This is a genomic window from Lyngbya sp. CCY1209 (assembly GCF_055795065.1).
In genome coordinates this window covers 1-2,324 of record NZ_JAYFER010000098.1, presented here as the reverse complement: position 1 = coordinate 2,324, position 2,324 = coordinate 1, and the positions used below count along the sequence as shown (strand labels likewise).

2 protein-coding genes are annotated in these 2,324 nt (G+C 56.3%); both read right to left on the bottom strand.

Features of this window, described 5'->3' with window-relative positions:
- Nucleotides 1-159 precede the first annotated feature (159 nt).
- Complete coding sequence (locus tag AC0QHF_RS00590) at nucleotides 160-837, bottom strand: GDYXXLXY domain-containing protein (protein WP_324702246.1); 678 nt, start codon at nucleotides 835-837, stop codon at nucleotides 160-162.
- 28 nt (nucleotides 838-865) lie between these two features.
- A complete protein-coding gene (locus AC0QHF_RS00585; RefSeq protein WP_324702245.1) occupies nucleotides 866-2,239 on the bottom strand; it encodes a DUF2157 domain-containing protein in 1,374 nt (457 codons plus the stop codon).
- Nucleotides 2,240-2,324 lie beyond the last annotated feature (85 nt).

Genomic DNA, 2,324 nt, shown 5'->3' with positions numbered 1-2,324 from the left:
TCCTGGGAGGGACAAACCTTGAAACCCTTATATCAAGGTGATTTCATTACCCCATTCCCCATTCCCCATTCCCCATTACCTGCGCGCAGCGCTATAATGAATATAACGAAGCACTAAGCACTCCCCTTGGCAAGGGGAGGGTTGGGTGGGGTCAATTTATCAAAATTGAAAACTACGATCGCGCACCCACAGCCGCACCGGAATGGCATGGCCGCCGGAGTCCACTTTCACCTCCACCACGAAGGATTCCGGGTCGGTTTGTTGGGCGAAATTGATGTCTGCATTGACGCGATCGCGCTCACTTTCCGGCATATAATAGGTTTCCAAACCGTACTCGACTCCCCAGCCATTTCCCTCCCCCCGGATGGCGATTTGATTGTCGGGTAAATTCTCCGGGCGATCGCTTCTGACGGCGACGGGTTCCCACGCGGGGGGGCGATCGCTTTCCGAATTTCCCTCCGGTTTTTGCAAGATCACATAAACGGGTTGTCCGCGATCGATATACGAATAATTCTCATTTCCTTCCAGGACTGTCGGCGAACCGGGAAGGGTTTTGAGCGTGTTGGGATCGGAAATTTCGTAGCCGAGAATTTGATAGTAACCCCGCAGAAAATCGTAGGGATCGACGGGCGCCGTTTGTAAAACAATTGTGGTTCCGGTGAGGTAGGTGTAAACCGCCTGGGCGGGAATCGCCATCACCAGGGCGGCCTGACACAGCAGCGGCGCCCACAATCGCCATCCCGGAAGGCGGCGCTCGGGGGGACTGGCGGGGGCAGTTGCGGGGGTTGTCGGGGCTGTTAACGGGCGCTCAGAGGACGTTTGGTTGCTGTCTGTCATGGCAATTGATAATTGATAATTGAGTTTCCTAAACGTTTTGGCGGGAGAGGTGGCGTTCAAACCAGAGTCCCGCGATGATGACGCCGATCCCGCATAAAACGAGGACGAAGGCTTTTAGAAGTAGTTCGGTGTTGTACTCGAACAATCGGCTGATTATTTGTAAAATTAATAGCACCATCCCGCCCCAAAAAGCGGCGCGGCTTCCCTCGGTGAGTCCGATGCGGATGGTTCCCGTTGCCAGGAGAAACATTAATATATTAAAAATGTAGGTGGCAATTTCCGGAATCGGGGAAATGGAAATGTGCCAGAAGGTGACGATGCCGGTGATGGCTAAAAAACCGGCGATCGCGGCGGTGACGCTATCCACTCCCCAATATTGTTTGGTGCGATCGGGACGCGCCAGGCGGAACCACTGCCACAGGGCGAGGGCGATGAAAATTAGGACGTCAACGAGTAGAAAAGCCGACCCCGGTAAAATATCCTCGAAGTCGGACGCTTCGATATTCCAAACGCCCTTAAATGAGAGGAAAAAGAACAGGATTCCGAGTAGCCAGAGGGCGAAACTGCGGGCGAGCGATCGGAACCGTCGGCCGTCAATTCCGGGCCACTGGCTGTCATCGTAGGCCCACAACACGGCGGGGGGGAGAATCAGGGCCAAAGCCACACCCAATCCGGGCAGTTGGTAGACGGGGATAATGGCGCCCATCGTCACGTTCAAAGATGAGATGATGAGCAGCAGTGCCATCACGAAAATGAGGCGGGATTCGCACCAGTAGGCGAGGGGGACAAATAAAATCGCCCCCGCGATCGCCATGTGCCGAATTAAGAGATCGATCCAGGATGCCTCCCCCGGTTCCAAGGCATACTCAATCCCCAGCCAGTATCCGATCGCCAACAGCAGCAGCGACAGGACGCCGAGCGATCGCAGTTGCAAACTGTAAGCCATCGCCAGGACACCCAACCCCCACACGACATACAACCCGTAGGGGGAACCGCCGATGTGGAACATCTGGGCCATCAGAGCGATATTCGCCCCCAGACACACGGCGCCGCACAGCAGCAACGCGATACCGAGACGCTGTTTGGCCCCGGAGGTGGGATGTTGCCACAGGTAGAACCCCCCGGCGTCGAATCCGACCAGGATGCTTAATAATAAAATCACCCGCAGCGATCGCGGCCATTCTTGCCAGTTCGCGGCGACAAACGTGATCGCCCCCAAACCCAACAAAATCCCGCCCAACCCCATGAGGATGACCACGAAGCGGTTGCTGGCGGCCTGTTCGAGGCTGTCAAACTGGTAGCGATCGCCGAGCTGTCGATAAACGGTGTCGTCGATCAATCCCTCAGCCTTCCAGAGTCCGGCTTCCTCACGCAATTGGCGGCGAAACTTTTCTGAAATCACGGTTGGGGTTGGGGTTGGTGTGCTCGGTGGGGTGTGCTCGGTGGGGTGTGGGCGGGGGAGCGGGGGAGCGGTGGGTGAGACATCC